This window comes from Streptomyces sp. WMMC500 (assembly GCF_027497195.1).
Taxonomy (GTDB): Bacteria; Actinomycetota; Actinomycetes; order Streptomycetales; family Streptomycetaceae; genus Streptomyces.
Map to the genome: position 1 here is coordinate 1,509,804 of NZ_CP114905.1, position 24,833 is coordinate 1,534,636.

Sequence of the window (24,833 nt, forward strand, 5' to 3'; positions counted from 1 at the left end):
GTACCCTCGGTGGGGCCGGGGCAGGTGGTGGCGGAGGGAGCGGGCGTTGCCGGTGGAGATCACGTGGTGGGGACATGCCACCGCGACCGTGCGGGACTCGGGGGTGCGGGTGCTGACCGACCCGCTGTTCGTACCGCGGCTGATGCACCTGCGGCGGCGCCGCGGCGCGCTGCCGCCGCCCGCGGCCGCCATCGCCGACGTCGTGGTCGTGTCCCACCTGCACTCCGACCACCTCCACCTGCCGTCCCTGGCCCGGCTCGCGCCCGGCACCCGGCTCGTGGTGCCGCACGGGGCGCGGGCCGCCGTGCCCGGTCTCGGGCGGCTCGCCACCTCCCGCGGGCTGCCGGTGACCGAGGTGCGCCCGGGGGACGAGGTCGCCGCGGGGGCGCTGACGATCCGCGCCGTGCCCGCCGCGCACGACGGCCGCCGCTGGCCGTACGGGCCCCGCACCGCGCCCGCGCTGGGCTACGTGATCGAGGGCGAGGCCCGCACCTACTTCGCCGGCGACACCGGGCTCTTCGACGGCATGTCCCGCGCGGTGGGCGCGTGCGACGTGGCGATGCTGCCCGTCGGCGGCTGGGGTCCGTTCCTCGGCCACGGCCACCTCGACCCCGGCCGCGCCGCCGAGGCGCTGGCGGAGCTGGCGCCGCGCGCGGCGGTGCCGGTGCACTACGGCACGTACTGGCCGATCGGCATGGACGCCGTCCGCCCGCACGAGTTCCACGCCCCCGGCCACGACTTCGTCCGGCGGGCGGCGGCGCTGGCACCGCAGGTGGCCGTGCACCGGCTGGGGCACGGCGAGGGCATGCGGCTGGAGGCGGCCCGTTGAGGCTGCCCAACGCGCCGCCCGCGCTGCTCGCCGCCGCCCGGGACGTGGCCCCCGCGCAGCAGGCGGTGGGCTACCCGTCGCTGTTCCTGCTGGTGCTCGTGGGCTCGCTGGTGCCCGTGGTGCCGACGGGCGCCGTGGTCAGCTCCGCCGCCGTCGTCGCGTTCCACCACGAGGCCGCGTACGCGCTGCTGCTGGTGTTCGCCACCGCCTCGATCGCCGCCTTCTTCGGCGACGTCACCCTGTACTGGCTGGGGCAGCGCGGGGTGCGCTCGCGCAACGGCTCGCGCTGGCTCGACCGGCTGCGCGACCGCGTCGCGCCGGAGCAACTGGCGAACGCGCAGCGGAAGCTGGAACGGCACCGGATCTCGGTGCTGGTGCTGTCGCGGCTGCTGCCGGCCGGGCGGATCCCGGTGATGCTGGCGTGCCTGCTGGCGCGGATGCCGCTGCGCACGTTCGTGCGCGGCAACTTCCCCGCCTGTCTGGCGTGGGCGGCCACGTACCAGTTGATCGGCATCCTCGGCGGCTCGCTGTTTCCCGAGCCCTGGCAGGGGGTGGCGGCGGCGGTGCTGCTGACGGTGGTGATCAGCCTGGCGCCGCCGGTGTGGCGCCGGGTGCGCGGCGACGGCCGGGGGCGGGAGGCGTAGCCGGTCGCAGTCGGTACGGCGCCACGCGCCGCGCGCCCGTACTGCCTTCCCGGTTTCCGGCACCCGACCGCCGTCACAGCACCCGCGACGCCCCCACCGGCAGGTCCCACAGCTCGGCCCGCGGCCGGCCGGTGCGCTCCCACGCCGCCCGCACCCGCCGCAGCGGCTCCAGCGGCGGCTCGGCCGACAGCAGGAACGTGCCGAAGTGCATCGGCGCCATCCGCCGCGCGCCGACGTCCCCGCAGGCGCGCACCGCCTCCTCGGGGTCCATGTGCACCGGCCCCAGCATCCAGCGCGGCGAGTACGCGCCGATCGGCAGCAGCGCGAGGGCGATGCCGGGCAGGCGCAGGCCGATCTCCTCGAAGAAGTGGCCGTAGCCGGTGTCGCCGGCGAAGTAGAGGCGCCGGCCCGCGCCGTCGGTGAGGACCCAGCCGCCCCACAGCGAGCGGCAGGTGTCGGTCAGCGTGCGCTTGCTCCAGTGGTGGGCCGGTACGAAGTCGAAGCGCACGGGCCCGCCGGGCGCGGGCAGCTCCGCGGCCTCCCACCAGTCCAGCTCGGTGACCCGGGTGAAGCCGCGGCGGCGGCACCAGCGGGCGAGCCCGGCGGGCACGAACAGCGGGGTGGTGCGGGGCAGTCGCTTCAGGGTGGGGCGGTCGAGGTGGTCGTAGTGGTTGTGGGAGAGGACGACGGCGTCGACGGGCGGCAGGTCCTCCCAGCGCACGCCGACGGGGGTGACGCGGGCGGGGGTGCCGAGGATCCGCCGGGACCACAGCGGGTCGGTGAGGACGGTCAGGCCGCCGATCCGCAGGACCCAACTGGCGTGCCCGGCCCAGGTGACGGCGACGGTGCCGGGGCCCGCCGCGGGCAGCGGCCCGGGCGCGTAGGGCAGGCGGGGGATCTCCCGGAGCGCCCGGGGCGTGGGGCGGAACTGGCGGGTGCGGGCCAGCCGGGTGAGCATGCCGATGCCGGGCAGGGGGGCGTTGAGCCGGTCGGTGAAGGACCGCGGCCAGCGGCGGAGCTCGCCGAGGGGACGCGGTTTCGTGGCGGAGTGCTCGGTCGGCGCGGCGGGACCGGCGGCTCCCGTCCGCTGTGACGGGCTGGTCAACGGCGGCCTCCTGTCAGCTCGGTGAGGGCCGATCCGAGGGATCTCAGCGCGTCGGCCACCTGCGGCCACTCCGCGGGTGCGGGCTCCCGCGGCTCGGCTCCCGGGGCCGTGGGGGTGGCCGGGGCTCCGGGGGCGGGCGCGGCGGGGGTCAGGGTGGTCGCGGCGGCGGCGGGCGGGCGGGCGCGGGCCGAGGCGAGGGCGGCGGCGTGGGCGCCGCCGCCCTCGCCGAGGAGCGGCGCCGTGGCCACCCGCAGCCGCAGCGCGGTCAGGTCGTCGCCGAAGCGCTGCGCGCCGCCGACCGCGCGGGCGCGGGCGCCGGGGCCCAGGGCGCGGACGACGGCGTCCTCCAGGTCCACGGCGTCCACGACGCCGCGGCGGGCCAGCTCCGGGCGCAGTGCTTCGAGGTCCGCGTAGACGTGGTAGCCGGCCTGCGGCGGGCGGACCAGCGCGCCCGCGGCGATCAGCACGTCACGTACGGCCGCGGTGAGCGCCGCGTGCAGCCGGACGCCGGCGGCCAGCCGGCCGGTGACGGCGGGCGGCTCGGCGAGGGCCGCCGCGGCGGCGGCCTCGACGGGCGGGGGCAGGGGCGGCACGGCGGTGCCGAGCACGGCCAGCGCGGTGTCGTGCAGCATGGCGCCCGTGCGCGTGGCGGGAAAGCGGGCGACGGCGGCGGGCCAGCCGGGCGGGGTGAGTGAGCCGCCGAGGTCGGCGAGCACCACGACGTCGTCGGGCAGCATCTCGGCGGGGCTGACGAGCACCGTGGCGTGCGGGTCGTGCAGCGTGTCGCGGTACGTCTCGTCGCTGACGACGAGGAGCCCCTCCCCGGCCGCCGCCTCGCACACCTCGTGCACCAGCTCCGGCGGCGGCACCGTGCCGGTGGGGTCGTCGGCGACGGAGAGGACCAGCAGGCGCGGGTCGCCGCCCTCGGCCCGTACCCGGCGCACGGTCTCCAGCAGCGCCACCGGGTCGGGGGCGCCGCCGGACTCGGCGGTGGTGGGCACGCGGTGCACGGCGTGGCCGAGGATCACCGGCTGCGCCGCGTACCAGGAAGCCGACGGGCGGGGCAGCAGCACCTCGCCGCCGACCGCGGCGACCAGCGCGAGCAGCAGCGCGGGGCCGCCGGGTGCGGCGGTGGTCTGCCCGGGGTCGGTGGCCAGGCCGCGGCGGTGCCAGTAGCCCGCGGCGGCGGCGCGCAGCTCCGGGCCGCCGCCGGGCGGCCCGGGTGCGGCGGCGGCGGAGCGGGCGAAGTCGTCGACGAGTTCCGCGGGAGGTGGCAGACCGGCGTCCGGGACGGCATGCCGCATGCGCCACCTCCCGCCGTCGCGCGCCCGTCGGGCGCTCACAAGAGTGCGAATCCCTCCCACTGTCCCAGATCGCGCGGCGCCCGGGGCGGTGCGCTGCGCGCCTGGTCAGGTGAGGTGTGGTCGGGGCGGGCGCAGGGCGCGCGGTGCGCGCACGGGTTCCGCGGCCGGTCCGTACGGCACGGTCACGCCGCCACCCGTCCGCGGGGTCCCTCAGCCGCGCTCCCGCGCGCCCTCGCGGGTGCGGCCGAGCGCGACGGAGCGCTCGGGGTGCCGGCTCAGGTACTCGCCTTCGAGCTGCGCCATGCGGGTGTTGTGCACGGCGAGCGCCGCCGCCGAGCCGTGCAGCAGCGTGTCGTGGCGGGTGCGGTGGATGTTCTCCAGCTCCTTTATCAGTTGCTGGTCGGTCAGCCGCGCGGGGGCGATTCCGCCCCGGCGCCGGTCGCTCTCGCCCATTTGCGGCTCTCCTTCGGGCCGGCTGTCTCCGTCTCCAGGATCGGGCAATCCCGTTCCCGCTGCTACCCGGGACACGCGCGTACAGTCGTGGAGCCTCCCCGTCCTGTTCGTATTCCGAGACGATACTTCTCGTCATACGAGACCCTGGCTACGCTGCCGCCCATGGCCGTTTACACGCATGGACACCACGACTCGGTGCTGCGCTCGCACCGCTGGCGCACGGCCGCCAACTCGGCGGCGTACCTGACCGGCGAGCTGCGACCCGAGATGCACATCCTCGACCTCGGCTGCGGCCCCGGCACGATCACCGCCGACCTCGCCGGTCTCGTGCCCCGGGGCCGGGTGACGGCCGTGGATGCGCAGGAGGGGATCCTGGCGCAGGCGCGCGCGGCGGCGGCCGACCGGGGCGTGACGAACGCCGAGTTCGCCGTCGCCGACGCCGAGGCGCTGGACTTCCCGGACGACTCGTTCGACGTGGTCCACGCCCACCAGGTGCTCCAGCATCTCGCGCACCCGGTGCGGGCGCTGGCCGAGATGCGCCGGGTGTGCCGCCCCGGCGGGCTCGTCGCCGCCCGGGACGCGGACTACGCCGCCATGACGTGGCACCCCGCCGTACCCGCCCTGGACGACTGGCTGGACACCTACCGCCGCGTGGCCCGCGCCTCGGGCGGCGAGCCGGACGCGGGGCGGCGGCTGCTCGGCTGGGCCCGGGAGGCGGGGTTCGCGGACGTCACGGCCTCGGCGAGCGCGTGGTGCTTCGCGGCGGCGGCGGAGCGCGCGTGGTGGAGCGAGTCGTGGGCGGACCGCACGACGGCGTCGTCGTACGCCCGTCTCGCGGTCGACGGCGGGCATGCGGACGCGGCGGCCCTGGCGCGGATCGCGGCCGGCTGGCGGGAGTGGGGTGTGGCGGACGGCGCGTGGTTCGCGGTGCTGCACGGCGAGGTGCTCTGCCGGGTGCCGTGACGGCGCGGGGGCGCCGGTCCGTACCCGCGCCAACGGCCCCGCGTCGCAACCGGCTTCGCCGCCCCTAGACTCTCCCCCATGGAGATCCTCGGCACCTCACTGCGCATCTGCGTGGACGACCTGGAGTCCGCCGTCGACACGTACGAGAGGCTGACCGGCGAACAGGCGCAGCGCTTCTCGCAGGCGGGCGTCTCCGTCGCCGCCGTCGGCTGCTTCCTGCTGATGACCGGCCCGCCGCAGACCCTCGACGTGCTCCGCAGAATCACCGCGACGCTGGCGGTCAAGGACGTCGCCGAGGCGTACGCGACGCTCCGCTCGGTCGGCGCCGAGATCGTCGCGGGCCCCTCGGAGACGCCGATCGGGCGCAACATGGTCGCGCGCCACCCCGACGGCAGCATCTTCGAGTACGTCGACCGCCGCCGCTGACCGCCGCCCCTTCCGCTTCCGCTACCGCGGGGCGCCCGGGAGGTCGGTCATCTCGGCGGTCAGCGCCCAGCGTTCGTGGTCGCGCCAGGCGCCGTCGATGAACAGGTAGTCGGGCGAGAAGCCCTCCAGCCGGAAGCCCGCGCGCTTGGCCAGCGCGATGGACGCGGCGTTGCCCGGCTGGACGTTGATCTCCAGGCGGTGCAGGCCGAGGTGGGTGAAGGCGTGCCGGACGACGAGGCCGATGCCCTCGGACATGTGGCCGCGGCCGGCGTACGGGACGAAGGCCGCGTACCCGAGGGCGCCGGAGAGGAAGGCGCGGCGCACGATGGCGTTGATGTTGACGAAGCCGGCGAGGGCGCCGGACTCCCGCTCGCAGACGAGGAACCCCTCGGTCTGCGGCTCGGTGAGCCGCTCCAGGTAGGCGCGGTAGTCGGCGGGGGTGGTGGGCGCGGAGAGCCACGGGCGGTGGAGCTCGGCGCTGGCCCGCGCGCGGGCGAGGAACTCCCCCTCGTCCGCGGGGCGCGGGGTGCGGATCGCGGTGCGGGCGCCGGCCGCGATGACATCGTTCTCGGGCACCGGGCGAGTCTACGCCCGGCGCTGGTCAGGGATTCGGCTGGACGAACCGCAGCCTGTTGCCGAAGGGGTCGGTGAGCTCCAGGACCGTGCCGATTTCGGCGTCCTCCTCGAGCCCGGGCTTCAGGTACGGGTAGTCCTTGGCCTTGAGCTCGGCGTGCAGTTCGCCGGCGCCGTCGACCTCCACGTAGGCGGTGGCGCCGGGGCTGGCGTCGCCGTGGTGCTCGCTCAGGTGGAGGGTGAGGTCGCCGCGGGAGACCTGCATGTAGAGCGGGAGGCCGTCGGCGAACCTGTGCTCCCAGTCGACCGTGAAGCCCAGGTAGTCGACGTAGAACTCGCGGGCCTTGGCGATGTCGAAGATGCGGAGGACCGGTACGGTGCGCCGGAAGAGGACAGTCATGTCACCACTATGCCTCCGCCGCCAGCCGGTCGGCGAGACGGCGCATCTCGTCCCCCACCAGGTAGTGGCCGGGCAGCCCGGGGATCTCGACCGGGCGTCCGGTGGGGCGCCGGGGCGGGTGGCGTATGAGGTGGTCGAGGACGCGGGCGGCGAGCGCGGGGTCGTCGGGCGGGTCGCCGAGGACGTAGTGGTAGGCGTTCGGGCGCCAGTGGGGGTAGCGCTCGGTGAGTCCGACGATCAGCGCGGGCGGGCGGCGGCGGTACGAGGCGTACGGCTCGGCGTAGGACGAGGTGCGGCGGCCCTCGGCGACGTTGCACGACTCGCAGAGCAGGCCGCGCACCAGCCCGGAGACGTGGTGGTGGTCGATGACGAGCCGGGCCGGGCTCAGCCCGCAGACCGCGCAGCGGCCGGCCTGCCACCGCCGTATCGCCGCGAGCGCGCCGCCCGCGCCGGCGGAGCGCACCGCGGCGGGTGCGGCGGATGCCGCGGCGGGTGCGGCGGCCCCGCAGGACGGCGCGGCCGGCGGCGTCCACTCGTGACAGGCGGGGACCTCGCGGCCCGGCGGTGGCGTGCTGCTCATGCCCCCGACGCTACGGCCCGGCACTGACATCGGCGGCGCGGACCGCCGGCGTCACCTGCGGCGCTGGAGCGTCCACCCCACGATCATGCCGATCACCGTGACCGCCAGCAGGGCCAGCCACAGCGGCGTGGTGACCTCCCAGAACAGCAGTTGGATACGGGTGCGCCGGGTGTTCTGGAAGATGAAGGCCAGGCCGAGGGCGGCCAGCACGATCGCGACCACCCTGCGGGGCGTCAGCGCGTGCCGGGGGCCGCCCGTACGTACCGAGGTGTGCGCCATGAGCCCAGCCTGTGCCCGCGGGCGCGCGGGCGCCCGGCGGCCGGGGCGTTCGGGCGAACGTTCACTCTCACGCGAGCCCCGGGGTGTCGAGGGTGAGGGTGGCGGCGTCCGCGTCGAGCACGGCGGGGACGCCGAGGGGGACGGTGAGGGCCGGGGCACCGTGGCCGAAGTCCAGGCCCTCCAGCACCGGCACGCCGAGGTCGCCGAGCCGGTCGGCGAGCACGGCGCGGATGTCGTCGTACGGGCCGCAGTCCGCCCACGTGCCGCAGACGACGCCGGCGACGCCGGTCAGCCAGCCGCTGCGGCGGAGCTGGGTGAGGATGCGGTCGAGTCGGTAGTCCGTCTCGTCGGTGTCCTCGATGAGCAGGATGCCGCCGGCGGCGCCGGCGCGGGCGCCGGGGGTGCCGAGGCCGGCGGCCAGCAGGCTGACGCAGCCGCCGAGGGTGACGCCGCGGGCCCGGCCGGGGACGAGGGCGCGGGCGCCGGGGCTGGTCAGGCGCTGCACGGTGGCCGGCTCGAAGAGGGTGCGGCGCAGGTGGTCGCGGGTGGTGTCGTCCGCGGTGAACGTGGTCCACGCGGGCATCGGCCCGTGCAGGGTGGCCACGCCGAGGTGGGTGGCGACGGCCTCGTGGAGGGCGGTGGCGTCGCTGAAGCCGACGTAGACCTTCGGTCCCGCGGCCCGCAGGGCGGCCCAGTCGACGTGGTCGAGCATGCGGTGGGCGCCGTAGCCGCCCCTGCCGGAGAAGACGGCGGCGACCTCCGGGTCGCACCAGGCGCGCGCGAAGTCGCGGGCGCGGGCGGCGTCGTCGGCGGCGAGGTAGGACAGCGCGTCGTGCTCGCCGTACGCGGTGGGGTGGACGTCGACGTCCAGGCCCCAGCCGCGCAGCACCTCGACGCCGGCGTCCAGCTCCTTGCGCGGGAACCCGCCGCTGGGGGCGACGACCGCGACCCGGTCGCCGGGGCGCAGCCGGCGGGGGCGGACGAGCGCGACGGCGGACCCGGTGCCCGGGGCGGACGCGCCGCCCGGGCGGGACGCGCGCCCGGCCGCGGCGGCCGGGGGCACGGGCGCGCCCAGGTCCACGACCTGCACGTCCGGCACCGCGAAGCCGAACGTCTGCGCGTACAGCGACAGCTCGGCCTCCAGCGCCCGCGTCAGGGTGTCGGCGCGCCGGAAGCCGTGGCCCTCGCCCTCGAAGGTGAGGTACGCGTGCGGGACGCCACGGCCCGCGACCGCCTGGAGGAACCGCTCGGCCTGCACCGGCGGGCAGATCACGTCGTCGAGCCCCTGGAGCAGCAGGAACGGCGCGGCGACCCGGTCGGCGTGGTGCACCGGGGAGCGCTCGCGGTAGCGCTGGGGCACCTCGGCGAGCGGGCCGACCAGCGACTCCAGGTAGCGCGACTCGAAGTCGTGCGTTTCGTCCGTGGCCCAGCCGGCGAGATCGAGGATGGGGTAGACGATCGTGCCGCACGCGTACAGCCCTTCGGCGAGCGGCGAGGTGAGGGACGCGGCGGTGGTCCAGCCGCCGGCGCTGCCGCCGCGGATCGCCAGCCGGGCGGGGTCGGCGGTGCCCTCGTCGGCCAGCGCGCGGGCGACGGCGGCGCAGTCCTCGACGTCCACGACGCCCCACTGTTCGCGCAGCCGCTCGCGGTAGGCGCGGCCGTAGCCGGTGGAGCCGCCGTAGTTGACCTCGGCGACGCCGATGCCGCGGGAGGTGAAGTAGGCGATCTCCAGGTCGAGCACGAGCGGTACGTGCCCGGTGGGTCCGCCGTGCGCCCAGATCACGTACGGCGGCAGCTCGCCCTCGGGGCCGGTCAGCTCCGGGTGGCGCGGCGGGTAGACGTGGGCGTGCACCTCGCGGCCCCCGGGTCCCGCGAAGGTGCGGGACACCGGCTCCGGCAGGTAGGCCGGGGCGACGGCGTCCCGGTGGACGTTGCCCGCGACGTGGGCGTACCCCGTGGCGGTGTCCAGCTCGACGACCTCGTACCCGGTGACGGGGCTCGCGGCCAGGCCGAAGACCCGTTCGCCGGCGACGGCGAGCGCCGGCGCCCAGTTCGACCAGGGGCCCGGCACGTCGGCCAGCTCGCCGGTGGCGGGGTCGAGGACGCCGAGGCGGGTGCCGCCGGTGCCGTGCAGGGTGACGACGAGGCCGCTGCCGAGGACCGCGAACCAGCGCAGCCCGACCTTCCACAGCGCGTCGGCGAACTCCTCGGGCAGCGGGCAGAGTTCGACGGCCACCTCGGTGGCCGGGTCGACCCGGTGCAGGTTCCACCAGCCGCTGCGGTCCGTGGCGGCGACGAGGGTGCCGTCCGGCAGCCACTCGGCCTGCGCGACGGACTCCGCCTCGGAGCCCCGCTGGGCGCCGAGCACCGTCGTCACCCCGGCCAGCCGGCCGTCGCCGGTGACGTCCGCGACGCGCAGCTCCGTCCCGTCCCAGGGCATCTGCGGGTGGTCCCAGGCGATCCAGGCGGCCTGCCGGCCGTCCGGGGAGAGCCGGGGGCCGGTGACGAAGCGGTGCCGGTCGTCGGTCAGTTCGCGCACGGCGGCGCGGTCGGCGGACGCCGAGCCGTCCAGGGGCACGGCGGCGAGCACGCGGCGTACGTCGGTGGGAGCCTGCCCGGTGAACTCCTCCAGCACGCACCACACCTCGCCGCGCTCGGGCAGCACGACCGCGTCGCACCAGCGCAGCCCGCCGCCGACGGCGGAGACGGGCGTCAGCGGGCGGGGCTCGCCGCCGCCGTCCGGCTCGTACGCGTACAGCCGCTGGTCGGTGAAGTGGGTGAAGACGATCAGCGGCCCGCCGGTGGCGCGCGGCGCGCCTGCCCAGGGCCTGCCGCCGTACTCGATGACCCGGTTGCGCACGTTCCACGGCGGAGGCAGCACCGACTCCTCGGTGCCGTCCGGGCGCAGCCGCACCAGCGCCCGGCGCCCGCCCTCGCGCGGGCGGGGGGCGGTCCACCACACCTCGTCACCGACGGCGTCCAGATACTCCGGGCGGCCGTCGTGGGTCGCGGCGAGGGCGGCGGTCAGGGGGGAGGGCCAGGTGCCGTACGGGGCGGTGGTCACGGGCGGCGTCGTCTCTTTCCGCTGGTGGTCGAGTGCCGGCGGGCTGGCCGGCGCGCTCGCTGGTCGTTGCTTGCTTCCGCGCGGTGTCCGGGGGTGTGGGCCGTCAGGCCGATCTGAGGAAGTCGTCCAGCACACGCACGCCGAAGTGCAGCGCCTCGACCGGCACCCGCTCGTCCACGCCGTGGAACAGCTCCTGGTAGTCGAAGCCGGCGGGGAGCTTCAGCGGCGAGAAGCCGTAGCCGGTGATGCCGAGGCGGGAGAACTGCTTGGCGTCGGTGCCCCCCGACATGCAGTACGGCACGACGTGCGCGCCGGGGTCGAAGCGCTCCAGGGAGGCGCGCATCGCGGCGTAGACGGGAGCGTCGACGGGGGCGGTGAGCGGCACCTCGCGGTGGCTGAACTCCCAGTCGACGTACGGCCCGGTCAGCTCGTCGAGCGTGCGGGTGAACTCCTCCTCGCCGCCCGCCACCATCCGGCCGTCGACCTGGGCGGTGGCGCTGCCGGGGATGACGTTCACCTTGTAGCCGGCGTCGAGGACGGTGGGGTTGGAGCTGTTGTGCACCGTGGGGGCGACGAGGGCGGCGGCGGGGCCGAGCTTGGCGAGCAGCGCGTCGATGTCGAAGCCCGGGGTGTCCAGCTCGCCGGGCGCGACCTCGATGCCGTACACCGCGGCCGTCTCGACGAGCGCCGCGCGGACGGTGGGGGTCAGCCGGACGGGCCAGCGGTGCTCGCCGATGCGGCCGACGGCGGCGGCCAGCCGGGAGACGGCGTTGTCGGCGTTGACCTTCGAGCCGTGCCCGGCGCGGCCCCGTGCGGTCAGCCGCAGCCAGGCCGTGCCGCGCTCGCCGGCCGCGACGGGGTAGAGGCGCAGGCCGTCGCCGGCGTGGAAGGTGAAGGCGCCGGACTCGCTGATGCCCTCGGTGCAGCCGTCGAAGAGGGCGGCGTGCTCCTCGGCCAGATAACCGGAGCCGTACTCGGCGCTGGCCTCCTCGTCGGCGGTGAAGGCGAGCACGATGTCGCGGCGGGGGCGGACGCCGGCGCGGGCCCAGGCCCGTACGACCGCGAGGACCATGGCGTCCATGTTCTTCATGTCGATGGCGCCGCGGCCCCAGACCACGCCGTCGCGCACCTCGCCGGAGAACGGGTGGACGCTCCAGTCGGCGGGCTCCGCGGGCACCACGTCGAGGTGGCCGTGGACGAGCAGGGCGGCGGCGCCGGGGTCGGTGCCCTCGATGCGGGCCACGACGTTCGTCCGGTCGGGGGCCTTCTCCAGCAGCGTGGGCTCGATGCCGGCGCCGGCGAGCCGCTCCGCGACGTACTCCGCGGCCTGGCGTTCCACGCCGTCGCCGCCGCCGTGGTTCGTGGTGTCGATGCGGATCAGGTCGGAGGTGAAGCGCACCACCTCGTCCAGCGCCGCGTCGTCCGGCCCGTCCGGGCCGGGTCCCCGGGCGGCCGAGCCCTGGGCGGCCGGGGCGTGCGGGGTCGGGGCGTGCGGGGCCGGATCAGCCATACTGCTCCTCCACGGCGGCCGAGACGATCGTGGTGACCGCCTTGAAGCAGCGGATGCCGTCGTACATGGTCTCCGTCGTGTACGCCACGCGCCGCTCGCCGGCCGGTGCCACGCCCGGCACGACGGTGGCCGCGCCGGCCAGATGCTCGGCGTCGAACTCCAGCTCCACCGTGAACGGCCCGCCGCGCACCGGCTCCGTCCGCACCGCGAGCGCCGCGGCCTCGGTGGCCGCCGCCCGGATGTCCGCCGCGGTACGGGCCGGGGTGCGGCACACCGCGGCGTACCGCGAGACGTAGTCCTTGACGGCGACGCCGCGGGCCGCGGGCGCGTACCCCCCGGCGTCCTCGACGGTCTTGTCGTCGCCGGTGACGAGCACCACCGGGACCCCGAACTCGGCGACCACGTGGGCGTTCAGCAGGCCCTCGCTGGCCCGCACGCCGTTGAGCCAGACGCCGGTGAGGGAGTTGGCCAGGTAGGTGTGCGCGAGGACCCCCTCGGCGCCGGCACCCGTGTGATACCCCACGAAGGCGATGCCGTCGACGTCGCCGTGCTGGACGCCCTCGACCATGGACAGCGACTTGTGCCGTCCGGTGAGCATCTGGGCGCGGTCGTCGAGCCGCTCCAGCAGCAGATTGCGCATCGTCCAATGCGCCTCGTTGACCAGCACCTCGTCGGCGCCGCCGGCGAAGAAGCCCTCGATGGCGGCGTTGACGTCGGAGGTGAACATGGGCCGGCAGCGCTCCCACTGCGGGCCGCCGGGCAGCACGTCGGCGGGCCACGTGACGCCGGTGGCCCCCTCCATGTCGGCGCTGATCAAGACCTTCATGCCGAGCCACGGTACGCGGTCGGACGAAGCGGTGAAACCCCTGTGGATACGTACAGAGGTATAGACCACCCCAACTCCCCCGGAACACCCCGCGACCAGCCACTTCGACGGCGGCACCGGCTCTGCGCCGTCCGGTGCAAGCGCGGTCGCGACGACCGGCGCCGAGGCTCCGGCGAGTGGCCCCCGAGCGGTCGCCCGAGCGCCGCGACAGGTCCTAGTCGCCGTGCCCGAGCAGGAGGTCCCGTTCGGTACGGCCGCCGCCCTCCACGCGCAGCACCGTGGCCACCGGCGGGTACCCCGCGGCGATGACGGTGTACTCGCCGGCCGACAGGTCGACGAAGCGGAAGGCGCCGTCCGGTCCTGTGGTTCCGGTGTCGACGACGTTGCCGGCGGCGTCCAGCAGGGTGACCCGGGCCTCCTCCACCGGCCGGCCGCCGTACGCGCGGACCGTGCCGCGCAGCACCGCGCCGCCGGCCAGCTCGACGTCCTGCCGGGTCTCGCGCGCCGCCTGCACGGAGACCGGCAGCGCCGCGGGCCGGAAGCCGTGGGCGGTGGCCGCGAGGGTGTACTCGCCGGCGACCAGCTCGCCGATGGCGTACACGCCGTCGTGGCCGCTGCGCGCGGAGGCGACGACCTCGCCGCGCGCGTCGGTGAGCGTCACGACGACGTTCCCCAGCGGCGTGCCGTCGGCCGCTGCCACGGTGCCGCAGATGCGTCCCGCGCCGCCGAGCACGAGGTCCAGCTCGACCGGCCGGTCCCCGACGGTGACCGTCACGGCCTGCGGCTGGTGTCCGCCGGCGGCGGCCACCAGGACGTACGAGCCGGCGCCCGGCGTGGGCAGCATGTACCGGCCGTCGTCGCGGCTGGCGTCGCGGCCCACCTGGCGGCCGGCGCCGTCGATGAGCGTGAGCGCCGCGCGGGGCACGGTGGTGCCGTCCTGGTGCTGCACGCTGCCGCACACCGGCACGCCGGCGCCCGCCGGGGCGGCGCCCCGGGCCGCGGGCACGGCGTCCACCACCGGGTACTCGTCCGTGGCGGGGCCCGGCCCCGGGAGGTTCTGGGACACCAGTGGTCTCTCCTTCAGCAGGAACGCGAAGACCACGCCGAGGACGAGCACGGGCACCAGGTACAGGAAGATGCCCGGCATCGCCTCGGCGTAGGCGCGGATGTAGCCGTCGCGCAGCTCGGCGTCGAGCGCGTGGACGGCCTCGGGGGTGATCGACTCCGCCTCCGGCAGCTCGGCACCCGGGGGCGGCGGGGGCACGGTGCCTGCCAGTTCACGGGCGAGGCGGTCGAAGAAGACGGTGCCGAAGACGGCCGTGCCGACGGAGCCGCCGATCTGCCGGAAGTAGTTGTGCGCGCTGGTGGCGACGCCGAGGTCGGCGGGGCGCACCGCGTTCTGCACGGCCAGGATGAGCACGGGCAGGACGAGTCCGAGGCCGACGCCGAGGACGCCCATCCAGATGCTGTACGACACCTGCGTGGTGTGCTCGTCCAGGCGGGAGAGCAGCCACATGCCGACCGTGGCGATGGCGCAGCCGAGCACCGGGTAGAGGCGGTAGCGGCCGGTGCGGGTGATGAGCTGGCCGGAGACGATCGAGGCGACGACGGTGCCGATCATCATCGGCAGCATCAGCAGCCCGGACTCGGTGGCGCTGGCGCCGTCGACCATCTGCAGGAAGGTCGGCAGGTAGCTCGCCGCGGCGAACATCGCCACCCCGGTCACCACTCCGACCAGAGAGGTGATGTTGAAGATGCTGTCGCGGAAGAGCCGCAGCGGCAGTACGGGTTCGACGGCGAAGTGCTCGACGACGAGCAGCAGGACGGTGGCGCCGACGGCGCCCGCGCCGAGCGCGAGGATGACGTCGGAGGTCCAGGCGTACTCCAGGCCGCCCCAACTGGTCAGCAGCACCAGGCAGGTGGAGGCGGCGGCGAGGAACAGGGCGCCGAGGACGTCGAGGCGGGGCCGGGCGGTGGGCTTGGGCAGCTTCAGCACCAGGCCGGTCACCAGCAGGGTGACCAGGCCGAAGGGCACGTTGAAGTAGAAGCACCAGCGCCAGGACAGCTCGTCGGTGAAGAACCCGCCGAGCAGCGGTCCGGCGACCGAGGCGAGACCGAAGACGGCGCCGAGCAGGCCCATGTACCGGCCGCGTTCGCGGGAGGGGACGATGTCCGCGATGATCGCCTGCACGCCGATCATGAGGCCGCCCGCGCCCATGCCCTGGACGGCGCGGAACGCGATGAGCTGGTCCATGCTGCGCGAGGCCCCGGCGAGAGCGGAACCGATGACGAACACCACGATGGCGAACTGGAAGACGCCCTTGCGGCCGAAGAGGTCGCCGAGCTTGCCGTAGATGGGCAGCCCGACGGTGGAGGTGAGCAGGTAGGCGGTGATCGCCCAGGACATCCGGTCCAGGCCGTGCAGGTCGCCGACGATCTTCGGCAGGGCGGTGGCGACGATCATCTGCTCCAGCGCGGCGAGGAGCAGCGCGAGCATCAGGGCGAGGAAGACCAGCCGGAGGCGGCGGGGGCTCAGCCCGCCGTGGCCGGCGTCGCCGCGGTGGCCGTCCGGCGTGCCGGGGCCGGCCGGGGGCCGGCCCTTTCCGGTACGTCCCGGCGGCTGCGCCGGCTCCACCGGTCCCGCCGCCCGGCCGGCCGCGGGCACGATGACCGGCTCGTCGTTCACCAGGGTCGTCCCCACGTGCCAGCTCCCCATCGTCCGCCTGCGCCGGACCATTCTCCGCACCGCCCCAGATCCCGGGGCAAATGCGATTCACTCCCCCGCACGGGCGCGCGGCGGCGCGTCAACTCGGCCGCCCCGAGCGCCTGTCGGGCGCTCATCAGCGGCTTTCGCGACGTCCTGGCGGAGCCGGGGGCGTACGGGCGCGGCGCGGAAGACCACTCGAACCGGTGAGGGCGCACGGCGGCCGGTCCGGCGAGGCGCCGATCGGGTCACCCGATCGAGGGACTCGACGCGAAGGGAACATGTGTTCTATTCTCGGTTGCAGATCAACGGGAGGTGCCGATGCGCTGGGACAATCTGACCGATGAGGCCGCCGACGGCGGCGCGGCCGCGGGGGCCGCGCCGCCCGCCCTCTTCGGCACGGCCGCCGTCGTCACCCGCACGTTCGACACCCCGGAGTTCCGCGGCATCACGTTCCACGAGGTGCGGGCGCGCTCGATCGTCAACAGGGTGCCCGGGGCGTCGCGGATGGCCTTCGACTGGACCGTGAACCCGTACCGGGGGTGCAGCCACGCCTGCGTCTACTGCTTCGCGAGGAAGACGCACAGCTATCTGGACCTCGACACCGGCCAGGGCTTCGACTCGCAGATCGTGGTGAAGGTCAACGCCCCGGAGCTGCTGCGCCGCGAGCTGGCGAGCCGCCGGTGGCGCGGGGAGCACATCGCCATGGGCACCAACGTCGACTGCTACCAGCGGGCGGAGGGGCGTTACCGCCTGATGCCCGGCATCCTCGCCGCGCTGCGCGACTTCGCCAACCCGTACTCGATCCTCACCAAGGGCACGCTCATCCTCCGCGACCTGCCGCTGCTCAAGCAGTCCGCCGAGGTCACCCAGGTCGGGGTCGCGGTCTCCGTGGGCTTCCTGGACGACGAGCTGTGGCGGACCGTCGAGCCGGGCACGCCCGCGCCGCAGCGCCGGCTCGACGTGGTGCGCACGCTCGCGGAGCACGGCATCGGCTGCGGGGTGCTGATGGCGCCGGTGATCCCGTTCCTCAGCGACGCACCCGAGCAACTGCGCGCCACGGTGCGGGCGGTGGCGGAGGCGGGCGCCACGTCGGTGACGCCGCTGGTGCTGCATCTGCGCCCGGGCGCGCGCGAGTGGTTCATGGCCTGGCTGGAGCGGCACCACCCGCACCTGGTCCGCCGGTACCGCACGATGTACGCGGGCGGGTCGTACGCGCCGAAGTGGTATCAGCGCCAGATCACCCGGCAGGTGCACGAGTACGCGACGGAGCTGGGCATAGGCCCGTCGGCCCCCGGCATCGCGCGCCGCATCGAGCCGGAGGAGGAGCCGGGCGCGGGGCCGGAGGGCCCGCAGAACACGCAGTTGACGCTGCTCTGAGACCCGGTCGGCGGTGGTACGCCCGGGGCCACGGCCCGCACCGCCGCGCCCGCGGCCGGGTCCGCCCCCGGCGGGCGGCTCCTCACTGCGACGGGGTGCGCGGGCCGATGCGGGTGATCGCCGCCGTGGCCGCGCGCCACAACTGCGGGAAGCCCAGCGCCTCGGAGAGCGCCGGGATCGCGCCCGGGTCGCCCAGCTCGCCCAGCCCTTCCACGCAGGCGATGGCGATCGGCCAGTGGTGCTGCGGCTCGCGCACCAGCCGTTGCAGCGTGCTGATCAACGCGGGCGCCGACTCCGGCGCGCGCAGCCGGACCAGCAGCCGGATGGCGTGCAGCGCGTACGCGGTGCGCAGCGGATTCGTCGCCAGGGCCGCCGCCGCGCGCGCGGTGCGCGGGTCGCCGAGCCGGGCCAGCGCACACGCCGCGCTCTCCGCCCGTACCGGATCGCGGTAGTTGAGCAACAGCACCAGCGTCTCGAACGCCCGCCGGTCCCCCGCCGTGCCCAGCGCGAAGGCCGCCAGCTCCCGGGCCCACAGCGGCTCGCCCGGCAGCTCCAGCACGCGCGCCAGCTCCTCGTGGGCGGTGGTCGTGCGCTGCCGCGCGAGCGCGGTCATGTGCTCGAACCGCGCCCGCGCCGGCGGGTCCTCCAGCCTGCCGCGGATCCGTTCGGTGAGCGCCAGATACTCCTGGTCCATGCCTCGGCCCCCTGCCTCGCCGGCACTCAGGGTACGTGTCCCGCCACCGGTCGGTGACGGGCTCGTGGATCGGGGTTCACTCCATGTGTGCCCCTGCTGCTGGGTACATTCCCTGATTCGCCCCCTGGCGCCCATGGTTACTCACGAGTTAAGCTCGGGGGACGAGCAGCACCCCTGCTCGGGCGGTCTGGTGACGCAGCCGCCGAGAGCTGAAGTCGGTTCGGCAACTGACAGCACGCGCGACGGGCGCCCCGGTGCCCGTGGCGAGGACGCCCGGCCCCGGGACAGGGCCGGCCGCGCCCCGCCGCCGCGCGCCTCCGCCGCCCCGTGCGGCGTCCGCCGCGAGCCGCCCCGTGCCCCGGCCCCGCCGCCGCGCGCGCCCGGCCCTCTCTCCCGCGTCACGACTGGAGTCCCCGATGGACCGCAGCCCTGTCCCCCAGTCCCCCGAGTTCCCCGAGTCCCCCTCTGTTCCCTTCCCCACGGTGGCCGTCGTCGGCCTCGGCACGATGGGCACCGGCCTGTGCGAGGTGCTGGCCCGCGCCGGGCGCGAGGTCGTCGGCATCGACGTCAGCGAGGCCGCCGCCCGCGCCTGCGTCGCCGCGCTGGAGCGCGCCACGGATCGCGCCGTCGCCCGCGGCAAGCTCACCCGGGACGACCGCGCGGGCGTCCTGGCCCGGCTGCGCACGTTCCCCGACCTGCGCGCCGCCGCCGACGCGGACCTGGTCATCGAGGTGGTGCCCGAGTCGTACGAGATCAAGCAGCAGGTCTTCGCGGCGCTGGACGGGATCGTCCGCCCCGACGCGGTGCTCGCCACCGGCACCAACGCGCTGTCCGTCACCCGCCTCGCCGCCTCCTCCGCCCGCCCCGAGCGCGTCCTCGGCCTGCACTTCTTCACCCCGGTCCAGGCGATGCGGCTGGTCGAGGTCGTCTCCTCCGTGCTCACCGAGCCGCCCGCGGTCCAGCGGGTCACCGCGCTGGTGCGGGAGCTGGGCAAGGAGCCCGTCGCGGTGGGCGACCGGCCCGGGTTCATCGCCGACGGCCTGCTCTTCGGCTATCTCAACCAGGCGGCGGCGATGTACGAGTCGCGGTACGCCACCCGCGAGGACATCGACGCGGCGATGAAGCTCGGCTGCGGGCTGCCGATGGGCCCGCTGGAGCTGCTCGACCTGATCGGCGTCGACACCGCGCGTACGGTGCTGGAGGCGATGTACACCGCGTCGCAGGACCGGCTGCACGCCCCCGCGCCCGTCCTCGGCCAGTTGACCGCCGCGGGCCTGACCGGCCGCAAGGCGGGCCGCGGCTTCTACGCGTACGAGGCCCCCGGCAGCGGCACCGTCGTGCCGGACGCCGCCCCGAGCGCGGCCGGCGCGGCGCGGGGCGTGCCGCCGCGGCCGGTCGAGGAGATAGGGATCGCCGGCTCGGGCACGATGGCGAGCGGCATCGCGGAGGTCTGCGCCCGGGCGGGCTACGCGGTCACGCTCGCCGCCCGCGGCGCGGAGAAGGCGGCTGCGGCCAAGGCCCGCGTCGCCGCGTCGCTGGCCCGCTCCGTCGCCAAGGGCCGCCTCGCCGCGGCGGACCGCGACGCCGCGCTGGCCCGGATCTCCGCCGCCGGCGACCTGGGGGCGCTGGCCGGCGCCGGCCTGGTCGTGGAGGCGGTCGCCGAGGACCTGGCGGTCAAGCGGCGGGTGTTCGCCTGCCTGGACGAGGTGGCCCGGCCCGGCGCGGTGCTGGCGACCACCACGTCCTCGCTGCCCGTCATCGCCTGCGCCGCCGCCACCTCGCGCCCCGAGGACGTGGTCGGCATGCACTTCTTCAACCCGGCGCAGGTGATGCGGCTCGTCGAGGTGGTGCGCACGGTCCGTACCGCGGACGACGCGCACGCCACCGTCCGCGAGGTCTGCGCCCAACTGGGCAAGCACGCGGTGGACTGCGGCGACCGGGCCGGCTTCATCGTCAACGCGCTGCTGTTCCCGTACCTGAACAACGCGGTGAAGATGGTCCAGGAGCACTACGCCTCGCTCGACGACATCGACGCCGCGATGAAGCTCGGCGGCGGCTATCCCATGGGCCCGTTCGAGCTGCTGGACGTCGTCGGCCTGGACGTCTCGCTGGCCATCGAGCGGGTGCTGCACCGCGAGTTCCGCGACCCCGGCCTGGCGCCCGCGCCGCTGCTGGAGCACCTGGTCGCCGCGGGCTGTCTCGGCCGCAAGACGGGCCGCGGCTTCCGCGAGTACGCCGCCGCCCGGCGCTGAGCCCCCGCCGGCCGCCCGGGGCCCGCCCTCTCCCCCGAATCGGCGGCGATCGGGGGCCACGCATGGAGTACGTTCCTTACATGTCTCAGCCTGCGAAGCCCAGCCGTTCGAACTCCACCACCCAGCGCCTGAAGATGCGCCGCGACATCGCGGCCGCCGCGATGGAGCTGTTCGCGACCAAGGGCTACGAGGAGACGACGGTCGACGAGATCGCAGCCGCGGCGGGCGTCGCCCGCCGCACCTTCTTCCGGCACTTCCGCTCCAAGGAAGAGGCGATCTTCCCCGACCACGACGACACGCTGGAGCGCGTGAAGGCCGTGCTGGACGCGGCGCCGCCGCACGAGTACCCGCTGGACACCATCTGCCGCGGCATCCGGGAGGTCATGCGGATGTACGCGGCCCAGCCCGCGGTCTCCGTCGAGCGCTACCGCCTGACCCGGGAGGTGCCGACGCTGCGCGAGCGCGAGATCGCCTCGGTCTCCCGCTACGAGCGGCTGTTCACCCGCTATCTCCTGGGCCACTTCGACGAGGGCGCCCACCAGGACGGCGACGACGGCCCGCTGCTCGCCGAGGTGGCGGCCTCCGCGGTGGTCACCGCGCACAACCACGTGCTGCGCCGCTGGCTGCGCGCGGGCGCCGAGGGCGACGTGGAGGGCCAGCTCGACCGGGCCTTCGCGGTGGTACGGGCCCGGTTCACCGGCGTCGGCCAGCCGCACGGGCCGGCGGGCCCGGGCGGCGCGCACGCGGGCGCCGCGGGTGCTCCGGCGGCCCTCACGGCCGGGGGCGACGGCTCGGACGTCCTGGTCGCGGTGGCCCGTACGGACGCGCCGCTGAGCGAGGTCATGCGCACCATCGAGAAGGCGCTGAAGAAGGGCTGACAGGGGTGTAACCCCCCGCCACGGGCTCCCCGTGCCGCCGTCGGCCGGGGAGCCTTCGCGCGTCCTCCACCGCTCATCCGTGCACTCGCTCTGACATCTGAGACAAGTTTTTGGCACCGAGTGCCTTGCGGATAGGCACGCCGTGCCATACGGTACGGGACATCCGGGTGACCGGCGCACGACATCCGAGCGCGCGCCGGCTGTCCCCGCAAGCCCCGGCTCGCGCACCCGGCCCGCGCCTCGTCACAGGCGCCGGGCGCCACCGCGCCCGTACCGCGCACACCGGCGTCACCGCCGGAGCCGAACCGCCGCACGCACACCGCACGGCTCTCACCCCCGACGTCCCTCAAGCGTCCCCGACACGCTTCGCCGGAGGCAGCACCATGAACGAGATACTCGCCGCGATTCAGGCACCCGACAGCACGGCCGCCGACTTCGCCTCCCTGCCCCTGCCCGAGTCCTACCGGGCCGTGACGGTGCACAAGGACGAGACGGAGATGTTCGACGGCCTCACCACCCGGCAGAAGGACCCGCGCAGGTCGCTGCACCTGGACGAGGTCCCGGTGCCGGAACTCGGCCCCGGCGAGGCGCTGGTGGCGGTCATGGCCAGCTCCGTGAACTACAACTCGGTGTGGACGTCGATCTTCGAGCCGCTGTCCACCTTCGCCTTCCTGGAGCGCTACGGCCGCCTCTCCCCGCTCGCCCGCCGCCACGACCTGCCGTACCACGTCATCGGCTCCGACCTCGCCGGCGTGGTGCTGCGCACCGGACCCGGCGTCGCCGCCTGGGCGCCGGGCGACGAGGTGGTGGCGCACTGCCTGTCGGTGGAGCTGGAGAGCGCCGACGGCCACGACGACACGATGCTCGACCCCGAGCAGCGCATCTGGGGCTTCGAGACCAACTTCGGCGGCCTGGCGGAGATCGCGCTGGTGAAGTCCAACCAGCTCATGCCCAAGCCGGCCCACCTGTCCTGGGAGGAGGCCGCGGCGCCCGGGCTGGTCAACTCCACCGCGTACCGCCAGCTCGTCTCCCGCAACGGCGCCGCCATGAAGCAGGGCGACAACGTGCTCATCTGGGGCGCGAGCGGCGGACTCGGCTCGTACGCCACCCAGTTCGCCCTCGCCGGCGGCGCGACGCCGATCTGCGTGGTCTCCAGCCCCGAGAAGGCGGAGATCTGCCGCCGGATGGGCGCCGAGGCGATCATCGACCGCCGCGGCGAGGACTTCCGCTTCTGGCGGGACGAGCACGAGCAGGACCCGCGGGAGTGGAAGCGCTTCGGCAAGCGCATCCGCGAGCTGACCGGCGGCGAGGACGTCGACATCGTCTTCGAGCACCCCGGCCGGGAGACGTTCGGCGCGTCGGTCTACGTCACCCGGAAGGGCGGCACCATCGTCACCTGCGCCTCCACCTCGGGCTTCGTGCACGAGTACGACAACCGCTACCTGTGGATGTCGCTGAAGCGGATCATCGGCTCGCACTTCGCCAACTACCGCGAGGCGTGGGAGGCCAACCGCCTCGTCGACAAGGGCAGGATCCACCCCACCCTGTCCCGGACCTACCCGCTGCACGAGACCGGCCAGGCGGCGTACGACGTGCACCGGAACCTGCACCAGGGCAAGGTCGGCGTGCTGTGCCTGGCTCCCGCCGAGGGCCTGGGCGTCCGCGACGAGGAGAAGCGCGCCGCACACATCGACGCGATCCAGCTCTTCCGCGGCGACCCCCCGCCCGGGCCGCAGCCGCCCGCAGGACGCGGCGGACCCGGCGGGGTGCGCGCGCCGGAGCGTGTCGTCGAGCACGCCGGGAACGTGTGATGGCGGCCAAGGACCGGCCCTGGCTGATGCGCACCTACGCCGGGCACTCCACCGCCGAGGCGTCCAACGAGCTGTACCGGCGCAACCTCGCCAAGGGCCAGACCGGCCTGTCGGTCGCCTTCGACCTGCCCACCCAGACGGGCTACGACCCCGACCACGTCCTCGCCCGCGGCGAGGTCGGCCGCGTCGGGGTGCCCGTCTCGCACCTGGGCGACATGCGCCGGCTCTTCGCGGGCATCCCGCTGGAGCGGACCAACACGTCGATGACCATCAACGCCACCGCGATGTGGCTGCTGGCGCTCTACCAGGTGGTCGCCGAGGAACAGGGCCTGGACGAGGCGGGCGTCGCGCGGCTCGCGGGCACCACGCAGAACGACATCGTCAAGGAGTACCTCTCCCGGGGCACGTACGTCTTCCCGCCCGGTCCTTCACTGCGGCTGACGACCGACACCATCGCGTACACCGTCGACCGGATGCCGAAGTGGAACCCGATCAACATCTGCAGCTACCACCTCCAGGAGGCGGGCGCGACGCCGGTGCAGGAGATCGCGTACGCGATGTCCACCGCGACCGCCGTCCTGGACGCGGTCCGCGACTCCGGCCAGGTGCCGGCGGACAGGATGGGCGACGTCGTCGGCCGGATCTCCTTCTTCGTCAACGCCGGGGTCAGGTTCGTCGAGGAGATGTGCAAGATGCGGGCGTTCACCCGTATCTGGGACACCCTCACCCGCGAGCGCTACGGCATCGAGGACCCCCGGCAGCGCCGCTTCCGCTACGGTGTGCAGGTCAACTCCCTCGGGCTGACGGAGGCCCAGCCGGAGAACAACGTCCAGCGCATCGTGCTGGAGATGCTGGCCGTGACGCTGTCGAAGGACGCCCGGGCCCGCGCCGTGCAGTTGCCCGCCTGGAACGAGGCGCTGGGCCTGCCGCGCCCGTGGGACCAGCAGTGGAGCCTGCGCATCCAGCAGGTGCTGGCGTACGAGAGCGACCTGCTGGAGCACGCGGACCTGTTCGACGGCAGCCACGTGGTGGAGGCGCGGGTGGCCGAGCTGGTGGAGGGCGCGACGGCCGAGATGGCGCACATCGCGCAACTCGGGGGCGCCGTCGCGGCCGTGGAGTCCGGCTATCTCAAGGCGCAGCTCGTGGCCTCGCACGCGGAGCGGCGCGCCCGGATCGAGTCGGGCGAGGAGAAGATCGTCGGCGTCAACTGCCATACGGAGACGGAGCCCAGCCCGCTCACCGCGGACCTGGACACCGCGATCCTGACCGTCGACGCGGACGTCGAGGCACGCGTCGCCGCCGCCCTGCACGAGTGGCGGCTGTCCCGCGACGAGCCGCGCGCGCAGCGGGCGCTGACGGCCCTGAAGGCCGCCGCGGCGGGCACGGCCAACCTCATGCCCGCGTCGCTGGAGTGCGCCCGCGCGGGCGTCACCACCGGGGAGTGGGCGTGGGCGCTGCGCGACGTCTTCGGCGAGTTCCGCGCCCCCACGGGCGTCGGCGGCGCGCCGGTCGCCGTCGCGGCGACCGCGCAGGGCACGGACGGCGAAGCCGCGCTGACCGCCGTACGGGCCCGGGCCGCCGGCACCGCCGCGGAGCTGGGCACCGGCCGGCTGCGGCTGCTCGTCGGCAAGCCGGGCCTCGACGGGCACAGCAACGGCGCCGAGCAGATCGCCGTACGCGCGCGGGACGCCGGCTTCGAAGTCGTCTACCAGGGCATCAGGCTGACGCCCGAGCAGATCGCCACCGCCGCGGTCGCCGAGGACGTGCACTGCGTCGGCCTGTCCATCCTCTCCGGCTCGCACGCCGAACTCGTCCCGGACGTCCTGGACCGGCTGCGCCGGGCGGGCGCCGGAGACGTGCCCGTCGTCGTCGGCGGCATCATCCCGTCGGCGGACGCCGAGGCGCTGCGCGCGGCGGGGGTGGCAGCCGTGTTCACCCCGAAGGACTTCGGGATCACGCAGATCATCGGCCGTATCGTCGGGGAGATCCGGCGTGCGAACAAGCTCGACCCCCAGGAGGTCCCCGCATGAGCCCCGCCCCCAGCCGGCGACCACGGCGCTCGCGCCGCACCGTCCCGGGACCCGCCCGTCCGTCCCCGGAAAGGGCACGGGGCCTGCCGGCCGGCGGGAGGTTCCGGGAACTCACGGACGCCCGCGCG

The 24,833-nt window shown here is 75.3% G+C and carries 21 protein-coding genes; 9 read left to right on the forward strand and 12 right to left on the reverse strand.

Annotated elements, in window-relative coordinates; translation table 11 throughout:
* Window positions 1-46: 46 nt before the first annotated feature.
* Both O7599_RS06040 and O7599_RS06045 read left to right on the forward strand, forming a co-directional pair.
* Window positions 47-829, forward strand: a complete 783-nt coding sequence (locus O7599_RS06040) for an MBL fold metallo-hydrolase (protein ID WP_281621057.1) — start codon at window positions 47-49, stop codon at window positions 827-829.
* Between the two features lie 2 nt (window positions 830-831).
* Entirely contained in the window at window positions 832-1,473 is a 642-nt protein-coding gene (locus O7599_RS06045; protein ID WP_281623286.1) for a VTT domain-containing protein, read from the forward strand.
* Between the two features lie 73 nt (window positions 1,474-1,546).
* Here the strand turns inward: O7599_RS06045 and O7599_RS06050 are convergent, their stop codons facing one another.
* From O7599_RS06050 to O7599_RS06060, 3 genes are all read right to left on the reverse strand, one after another.
* Entirely contained in the window at window positions 1,547-2,578 is a 1,032-nt protein-coding gene (locus O7599_RS06050) for an MBL fold metallo-hydrolase (protein WP_281621058.1), read from the reverse strand.
* Window positions 2,575-3,882, reverse strand: coding sequence for an aminotransferase class I/II-fold pyridoxal phosphate-dependent enzyme (locus O7599_RS06055; protein ID WP_281621059.1), 1,308 nt, complete (start codon window positions 3,880-3,882; stop codon window positions 2,575-2,577). Before O7599_RS06055 ends, O7599_RS06050 begins: the two co-directional genes overlap by 4 nt.
* Before the next feature lie 210 nt (window positions 3,883-4,092).
* The gene (locus O7599_RS06060) at window positions 4,093-4,335 is read right to left on the reverse strand and encodes a DUF6158 family protein (RefSeq protein WP_281621060.1); all 243 of its coding nucleotides are present in this window, start codon (window positions 4,333-4,335) and stop codon (window positions 4,093-4,095) included.
* Between the two features lie 162 nt (window positions 4,336-4,497).
* On the opposite strand from O7599_RS06060, the gene O7599_RS06065 reads away from it, so the two are divergent.
* A complete protein-coding gene (locus tag O7599_RS06065) occupies window positions 4,498-5,298 on the forward strand; it encodes a methyltransferase domain-containing protein (RefSeq protein ID WP_281621061.1) in 801 nt (266 codons plus the stop codon).
* 78 nt (window positions 5,299-5,376) lie between these two features.
* On the forward strand, window positions 5,377-5,724 hold the full coding sequence (locus O7599_RS06070) for a VOC family protein (RefSeq protein ID WP_281621062.1): 348 nt from the start codon (window positions 5,377-5,379) through the stop codon (window positions 5,722-5,724).
* A 21-nt stretch (window positions 5,725-5,745) separates the two neighbouring features.
* Here O7599_RS06070 and O7599_RS06075 read toward each other — a convergent pair whose 3' ends face one another.
* The 8 genes from O7599_RS06075 to O7599_RS06115 form a co-directional block, all read right to left on the reverse strand.
* Entirely contained in the window at window positions 5,746-6,300 is a 555-nt protein-coding gene (locus O7599_RS06075) for a GNAT family protein (protein WP_281621063.1), read from the reverse strand.
* Between the two features lie 25 nt (window positions 6,301-6,325).
* Window positions 6,326-6,697: a glyoxalase superfamily protein gene (locus tag O7599_RS06080; RefSeq protein ID WP_281621064.1), complete on the reverse strand. Its 372-nt coding sequence runs from the start codon at window positions 6,695-6,697 to the stop codon at window positions 6,326-6,328.
* Between the two features lie 7 nt (window positions 6,698-6,704).
* Window positions 6,705-7,277 carry an endonuclease domain-containing protein gene (locus tag O7599_RS06085; RefSeq protein ID WP_281621065.1) on the reverse strand — a complete coding sequence of 191 codons (573 nt, stop codon included), beginning with the start codon at window positions 7,275-7,277 and terminating at the stop codon, window positions 6,705-6,707.
* A gap of 51 nt (window positions 7,278-7,328) precedes the next feature.
* Window positions 7,329-7,556 (reverse strand): LapA family protein, encoded by a 228-nt coding sequence (locus O7599_RS06090; protein WP_281621066.1) that lies wholly within the window; start codon window positions 7,554-7,556, stop codon window positions 7,329-7,331.
* Window positions 7,557-7,623: 67 nt separating this feature from the next.
* Complete coding sequence (locus O7599_RS06100) at window positions 7,624-10,620, reverse strand: prolyl oligopeptidase family serine peptidase (protein ID WP_348652590.1); 2,997 nt, start codon at window positions 10,618-10,620, stop codon at window positions 7,624-7,626.
* A gap of 103 nt (window positions 10,621-10,723) precedes the next feature.
* On the reverse strand, window positions 10,724-12,130 hold the full coding sequence (locus O7599_RS06105) for a M20/M25/M40 family metallo-hydrolase (protein WP_281621067.1): 1,407 nt from the start codon (window positions 12,128-12,130) through the stop codon (window positions 10,724-10,726).
* Window positions 12,123-12,956, reverse strand: coding sequence for a M55 family metallopeptidase (locus O7599_RS06110; protein WP_281621068.1), 834 nt, complete (start codon window positions 12,954-12,956; stop codon window positions 12,123-12,125). Before O7599_RS06110 ends, O7599_RS06105 begins: the two co-directional genes overlap by 8 nt.
* Before the next feature lie 214 nt (window positions 12,957-13,170).
* Window positions 13,171-15,672, reverse strand: a complete 2,502-nt coding sequence (locus O7599_RS06115) for an MFS transporter (RefSeq protein WP_281621069.1) — start codon at window positions 15,670-15,672, stop codon at window positions 13,171-13,173.
* A gap of 309 nt (window positions 15,673-15,981) precedes the next feature.
* On the opposite strand from O7599_RS06115, the gene O7599_RS06120 reads away from it, so the two are divergent.
* Window positions 15,982-17,040: an Rv2578c family radical SAM protein gene (locus O7599_RS06120; protein ID WP_281621070.1), complete on the forward strand. Its 1,059-nt coding sequence runs from the start codon at window positions 15,982-15,984 to the stop codon at window positions 17,038-17,040.
* Window positions 17,041-17,122: 82 nt separating this feature from the next.
* Here O7599_RS06120 and O7599_RS06125 read toward each other — a convergent pair whose 3' ends face one another.
* A complete protein-coding gene (locus O7599_RS06125; RefSeq protein WP_281621071.1) occupies window positions 17,123-17,734 on the reverse strand; it encodes a HEAT repeat domain-containing protein in 612 nt (203 codons plus the stop codon).
* A 506-nt stretch (window positions 17,735-18,240) separates the two neighbouring features.
* On the opposite strand from O7599_RS06125, the gene O7599_RS06130 reads away from it, so the two are divergent.
* The 4 genes from O7599_RS06130 to O7599_RS06145 all read left to right on the forward strand — a co-directional run bounded on the left by O7599_RS06130 (window position 18,241) and on the right by O7599_RS06145 (window position 24,705).
* On the forward strand, window positions 18,241-19,986 hold the full coding sequence (locus O7599_RS06130; RefSeq protein ID WP_281623288.1) for a 3-hydroxybutyryl-CoA dehydrogenase: 1,746 nt from the start codon (window positions 18,241-18,243) through the stop codon (window positions 19,984-19,986).
* 80 nt (window positions 19,987-20,066) lie between these two features.
* Window positions 20,067-20,864 carry a TetR family transcriptional regulator gene (locus O7599_RS06135; RefSeq protein WP_281621072.1) on the forward strand — a complete coding sequence of 266 codons (798 nt, stop codon included), beginning with the start codon at window positions 20,067-20,069 and terminating at the stop codon, window positions 20,862-20,864.
* A 383-nt stretch (window positions 20,865-21,247) separates the two neighbouring features.
* Window positions 21,248-22,675: a crotonyl-CoA carboxylase/reductase gene (gene ccrA / locus O7599_RS06140; protein WP_281621073.1), complete on the forward strand. Its 1,428-nt coding sequence runs from the start codon at window positions 21,248-21,250 to the stop codon at window positions 22,673-22,675.
* Window positions 22,675-24,705, forward strand: coding sequence for a protein meaA (locus tag O7599_RS06145; RefSeq protein ID WP_281621074.1), 2,031 nt, complete (start codon window positions 22,675-22,677; stop codon window positions 24,703-24,705). The genes ccrA and O7599_RS06145 overlap by 1 nt, the downstream gene beginning before the upstream one ends.
* Window positions 24,706-24,833 lie beyond the last annotated feature (128 nt).